The organism is Chloroflexus sp., assembly GCF_034432675.1.
Classification (GTDB): domain Bacteria; phylum Chloroflexota; class Chloroflexia; order Chloroflexales; family Chloroflexaceae; genus Chloroflexus.
The window spans coordinates 1-5,732 of the sequence record NZ_DAOUBI010000193.1 but is presented as its reverse complement, the minus strand read 5'-3'; the positions used below and the strand labels follow the sequence as shown (position 1 = coordinate 5,732).

The following is a 5,732-nucleotide window of genomic DNA, read 5'->3' as shown; positions in this document are numbered from 1 at the left end:
GTTTGCCAGAATGCACCTGCATTCGCACCGATCATCACCCGGCGCAGCACTGGAAGCGCACACATCCAGTGCGCTTTATAGCTGTCGGGTTTGCCAGAATGCACCTGCATTCGCACCGATCATCACCCCGTACAAACCATCACTGCGCTGGAGGAAGCTCTAACACCGGCGCAGATGCCTGCTCTGGATCATTGACCAGCGCTGTCATCGCGGTTTGCAGGCGTGCCAGATCAATACCACCGTAGAACGACGGTAGACGGTTCAGACGGCGTTGCGCTTTCGCCCAATTGAGCCGCAAACCGCGCAGGTTGCCCTGTCGCCACTTCACCAGTGCTGCTGCACTCTGGATCAGTGCCTGATAAAAGTCAGCCTCCATACCCTGGGCAGCACGCCAGCAGATTTCCCATTGTTCGTGGGCGTGCCAGAACTCTCCCTGGTTGAACAGGTGAATCCCGCAAACGAAAGCTTCTGCCGCTTCAGGGCATTGGTGTTCGTTGCTCCCCATCGCATCCTCCCGACCCCGGCATTGGCATATTAAAGCTGACTACATACCAGTCATTGCACACTCGCTACTATCACCCGCACGCTGCGCCTGTCAGTGCTCTATCGTGGTGTGTATATGCCGGCACCCCCTGGGAGCGCGAGCCTCCAGCTCGCTCACCAACCTCACACCATACTGCTGACCTTTACTGAACCGTTTATACCCGACCCCAGCGGGGCTATGTATTAACCACATGTCATGCTGTGTTAAGCCGGGATGCAAGCGCTCCTCGTGGCGCAGGCTTTCAGCCTGCGTGCAGGCATCCTTGCCACCGCCGTCAGGTGCTGGCCGTGGCCGCTGGTGTGCAAGCATAAACCTGGTGCAACAACATGCCTGTGCGCAGGTATCGCATTCATTACTGACCGACTCGATGATCGAAACAAGCACATCCAGTATCTCCGTGACCAGGATAGGGAACGGCGTCCCACGCGCCGGCTCGTGAGCGCGGCTGGCGCGGCAGCATGGCTGCCGCACTCCAAACCCTGCGACACGCACATGACGTGCGCGTAAGGCAACCCATCCAGTATGTGACCGCACGGCTGGAGCTGCGCACTGCCTCCAAGCCAGTTGCCCAAAACAGCACGCATTGCGATCATACCCGCTGGTACACCCGTGGTTGATACCAGTTGTGGGTAATGCATAGCCAGCGGGGGCGGGCTGGGGTGGAGGTGTCGCATAGCCCCGCTGACAGCATGGCTGGCGTATCCCGCTTGTCACCCATCACCCTGACGTTGCTCCAGAGCGTGGATGTAGTGCACCAGACAGTACGCCTGTGCCAGCAACAACGTACCAGGCGCTCCTAAACCGATCTAACAACCTGAATAATGCACAGTGTTAGGCAAGATTTGATCTAACCTCCTCTACCGCGATTGCTGTAACAGCACTGCCAGCGTCTGCCGGGCACAGGTTTCCCAGTTGAACAGACGCGCCCGCGCCAGACCGCGTTGGCGCAGGGTTGCCCGCAGATCATGATCATCGCTCAGACGCATGACAGCAGCCGCAATCGCATTGGTGTCGAGCGGATCAACCAGTAACGCTGCATCTCCGGCGATTTCGGGTAATGACGAGCTAGTACTGGTGATGACTGGCGTCCCACAGGCCATCGCTTCGACGACTGGCATCCCGAACCCTTCGTAGAGCGACGGGAACACAAACGCCAGCGCACCGGCCAGCAGCGCCGGTAGATCGGTATCGGCCACAAAGCCAGTAAAATGCACCCGATGAGCAATTCCTAGCTCGCCGGCACGTCGCTCAATCGGTTCGCTGAGCCAGCCACGCTTGCCGGCAATCACCAGATCGAGGTCGTAGCCGGCAGCAATGGTCAGGGCCAGGGCGTCAATCAACCGGCTGAGGTTTTTGCGCGGTTGAACGGTGCCGATGTAGAGCAGGTACGGACGTTGACCAAGACCGTAATGCGCTGTGACCGCTGCCACAACTCGCGGGTCGGCTGGTGGTGCAAAGATCGAGCTGCACCCAAGATGCGTCACCGTAATCCGATTGGGATCGGCGCCGTACCAGTTGATCAGGTCGCGTTTGGTTGCGTGCGAAATCGTGATAACGTGACGAGCAGCGCGTAGACTCCAGCGCGTCGTCAGCTCTAGTTCAAGACGCCGGCGGGCAGTGTGCGTTTCGGGAAATGCCCGGTACCCAACATCGTGAATTGTCACTACCGTCGGTGGATGCAGCAGGGGCACCACGTGCGCCGGTACGAACAGGACATGAGGCCGGGCGCGCCAGCTCGTCGGGCCAAGCCGCAGGTGCGTCCAGAAGCGTGGTAAGCGAATGTCGTGAATCGTAGCGCGTTCGCTTACCGGCGGAAGCTGATCACGGCAACCATTGATATACAGGCGAAAGTGAATGTCAGACGAAGCAACGTGATCCAGCGCCGCAATCAGTTCATAGCTGTACCGTTCCGTGCCGGTACGTTGGGCAACCGTGACCCGACTGGCATCGATGTCAATAACGATCATACTGGTCTGTGGTAGCATACAGAGGGCGAATATTTGTACATGGAGAGTGTACCATGAACTATCCTTTCATCTATCCGGGTGCGATCCACATGCATACCACCTATTCGGATGGCTCGGCGACCTTTCCCCACCTGATCGCTGCGGCTCGTGAAGCCGGATTGCGCTGGGTGATTGTCACCGATCACGATACACTCGAAGGGTTACCGTTTGCCGGTTGGCACGATGACGTACTGGTGATTGTCGGTCACGAAATTACTCCCGATCACAATCACTTCCTGGCTCTCAATGTTGATACCGTGATCAGCAACGAACTGCCACCGCAGCAATTCATTGATGAAGTCTACCAGCGGGGCGGCTTCGGCATCATTGCTCACCCCGACGAGCGCGTGCGTAATTCCTTCAAAGACATCTATCGCTGGGATGACTGGACGATTGACGGACCGAGTCAGCGGGCCGGTCGCGTGGTCGGGCTTGAGCTGTGGAATTTTATGAGTGATTGGGGGGAACACCTGACCGAACGGAACAAACTGGCCCTGGTACTGTATCCGCAACTCGGCCTGAGCGGGCCAACCCTGGCGACACTGGCCTGGTGGGATCGGCTGAACATGGTCGGACGACGCACCTTTGGAATTGGCGGTGTTGATGCTCACGGCTTCAAGCGGAAGGCGTTTTGGGGCGAAATCGAAGTCTTCCCCTATCCGTGGATCTTTCGGACGCTGACCAACTATCTGCTATTGTCTGAGCCATTGAGCAGCGATGCAACGATTGCCACCCATCAGGTCTACGCCGCGCTGACTGCCGGGCGCTGCTATGTTGTCAATCGTCTTGACGGTGACGCGCCGTCGATCATCTTTCGCCTCAGCCGACCGGGTGATCTGGCGGAGATTGGCGATACCATCAGTCTGGCTGGCGGGCCGCTGCTGGTCGAGGTTGATGTTGGATCTGATGCCTATGCCCGTCTGATCGTCAATGGTGAAGTCATGACCAGCGGTATTCGGCGCATCCGCCAGACCGTAACCGATGATGGAGTGTACCGGGTGGAAGTCTACTGGGGCGGCAAACCATGGCTCTTCACCAACCCCATCTTTGTGACCGCAGCGGATGCGGGTCGCGAAGGATCGCTCTAAACGAGGCACAACCGATCACCATTGATATACGTCATGTCGCACCTGCATTAATGTCGCTGAAACAACCTGTATGACCATCATCTCGATCCTTACCCTGGGCATCGTCGCGGCCACCATCATCGGGGTGGCGGCTGGACGCTGGCCGTTGTTGCGTGCTGATCGCACGACCATCACGCTCATTGGGGCGGCGCTGTTGCTGGGAATCGGTGCCATGTCGCTTGAAGAAGCCTACGCAGCCCTTGATCTCGACACCATCGTGCTACTGTTCAGCATGATGGTGATCAACGGCAGCCTGTTTCTAGCCGGCTTCTTTGGCGTCATCACCCAGCGCGTCGTCCAGTTTGCCCGTGGCCCTCGCTCGCTGCTGGCCCTGGTGATCGGCGCCAGTGGCGTTCTCTCGGCACTCTTTCTCAACGACACTATTGTCTTGATGATGACCCCAATCGTGCTCGATGTCACGTGCGCGTTACGGCGTAATCCGCTGCCCTTCCTGATCGGCCTGGCGGTTGCCGCCAACGTCGGTTCAACGGCGACTATCACCGGCAACCCGCAAAACATCATCATCGGCAGCGCATCCAAAATCTCGTACCTCGACTTTGCGGCAGCCCTATCACCAACGGCGCTGATCGGTCTGGTCATCTGTTGGATTGTCGTGTTGCTGGTCTACCGCGACGAATTTCGCGGCGGCCCGTTAACCACCCCCGATGTTCTGCGTACGCGGGTCTACCGTCCGCTCCTCCGCAAAGCGGCGCTGGTTATCAGCCTGATGCTGATCGCATTCCTGGTTGGCGTACCGGTACCGCTGGCAGCGTTCGTAGCCGCAGCCACCCTGCTCGCCACCCGACGGTTGCGCCCTGAGCGCATCTTCAAAACCATCGACTGGAACCTGCTCACCTTCTTCGCCGGTCTTTTCGTCGTCACCCATGCTCTGGATGTTCAGGGCTGGACGGACATCCTCTTCACGAATCTGGCCCCGCTGGCCCAGGCCGGCATGGTTCCATTCGGCCTGGTATCGGTCGTGCTCTCGAACCTGATCAGCAACGTACCGGCAGTACTCCTGTTGCAGAGCTTAATCCCGGCATTTGCCGATCAAGAACGGGCCTGGCTCACCCTGGCCGCTACCGCGACTCTGGCTGGGAATCTGACCTTATTGGGATCGGTTGCCAACCTGATTATGGCCGAGCTGGCAGCGCGCTGGGGGGTACGGGTAACCTTTGGCGCCTATTTGAGAGTTGGTCTACCGGTAACCATCCTGACAGTAGCGGTGAGTCTGATACTGGTGTGAAAGAAGCAGCGCATCCTCCCGCTCTCCGCACTGCAAGGCTGTCGAGCATGGGCGAGAGGTTTTGGGCGTCGAACAACATCACCTGCTTGCACACCATTGCGGAGTATGGTAGACTTTTTGCGCAATGCCCTCGTAGCTCAGGGGATAGAGCAGCAGTTTCCTAAACTGCGTGTCGTGCGTTCGAGTCGCACCGGGGGCGCCAGTGGCGGACGAAGGGTTCTCCCTTTGCCCGCTTTATTGTTCTGGACAGCGTCATTCGGGCTGATCATTACCTTAGCTTCTCACCTCTGCCGCCAGAACCACACCAGCAAACCGCCGCAAGTCAGCCACCACAACGAACCGAATAGACCGTAAGCAACCTGAGCCAGCCGGGGTGAGACGGTGAGCGCAAAGGGAAAAATATCGGGCACTGCGTACAGATAGAACCCCAGTAAAGCCAGCGTAGAAACAGCGGAATAGACAATCACCGCTCCCGGACGGGCAGCCATAATCATAAACGGCAACACCCACAGCAGATACTGCGGCGCAATCCCGGCGTACACGACATAAAAGAGCAAAAAGATCAGCGTTGCCTGCATCGGCACACTCATTGACCGACGCTTCGTATACCACACAGTCAGCGCATACAGGAGCAGAAATCCATACGCCGACAGCGAAATAAGCAGGCGGGTCGTTTCCACCGGAAAACGTTCACCGACCAGCGGCACATACACAGTTCGTACCGGCACCATGATCCCCAGCAACGCATGCCCGCGATAACCGAACAACTCACGGACAACTGCGGAAGCATCATCGACAACAAACGGTGC

The 5,732-nt window shown here is 58.1% G+C and carries 4 protein-coding genes, 1 tRNA gene and 1 pseudogene; 3 read left to right on the top strand and 3 right to left on the bottom strand.

Annotated features, from left to right (window positions below; all coding sequences use genetic code 11):
• Positions 1-139 precede the first annotated feature (139 nt).
• Both VAE55_RS14825 and VAE55_RS14820 read right to left on the bottom strand, forming a co-directional pair.
• Positions 140-505, bottom strand: coding sequence for a DUF309 domain-containing protein (locus VAE55_RS14825; RefSeq protein ID WP_322816515.1), 366 nt, complete (start codon positions 503-505; stop codon positions 140-142).
• An 896-nt stretch (positions 506-1,401) separates the two neighbouring features.
• A complete protein-coding gene (locus VAE55_RS14820; RefSeq protein ID WP_322816514.1) occupies positions 1,402-2,511 on the bottom strand; it encodes a glycosyltransferase family 1 protein in 1,110 nt (369 codons plus the stop codon).
• Between the two features lie 53 nt (positions 2,512-2,564).
• Between VAE55_RS14820 and VAE55_RS14815 the strand changes: the two genes are divergently transcribed.
• The 3 genes from VAE55_RS14815 (at position 2,565) to VAE55_RS14805 (ending at position 5,125) form a co-directional block, all read left to right on the top strand.
• Positions 2,565-3,638 (top strand): CehA/McbA family metallohydrolase, encoded by a 1,074-nt coding sequence (locus VAE55_RS14815; RefSeq protein ID WP_322816513.1) that lies wholly within the window; start codon positions 2,565-2,567, stop codon positions 3,636-3,638.
• A 70-nt stretch (positions 3,639-3,708) separates the two neighbouring features.
• Positions 3,709-4,923, top strand: a complete 1,215-nt coding sequence (locus VAE55_RS14810) for an anion transporter (RefSeq protein ID WP_322816512.1) — start codon at positions 3,709-3,711, stop codon at positions 4,921-4,923.
• 126 nt (positions 4,924-5,049) lie between these two features.
• Positions 5,050-5,125: transfer RNA gene (locus tag VAE55_RS14805), tRNA-Arg, on the top strand.
• Between the two features lie 79 nt (positions 5,126-5,204).
• Here VAE55_RS14805 and VAE55_RS14800 read toward each other — a convergent pair.
• A pseudogene (locus VAE55_RS14800) lies at positions 5,205-5,732 on the bottom strand (hypothetical protein); the annotation flags it as partial.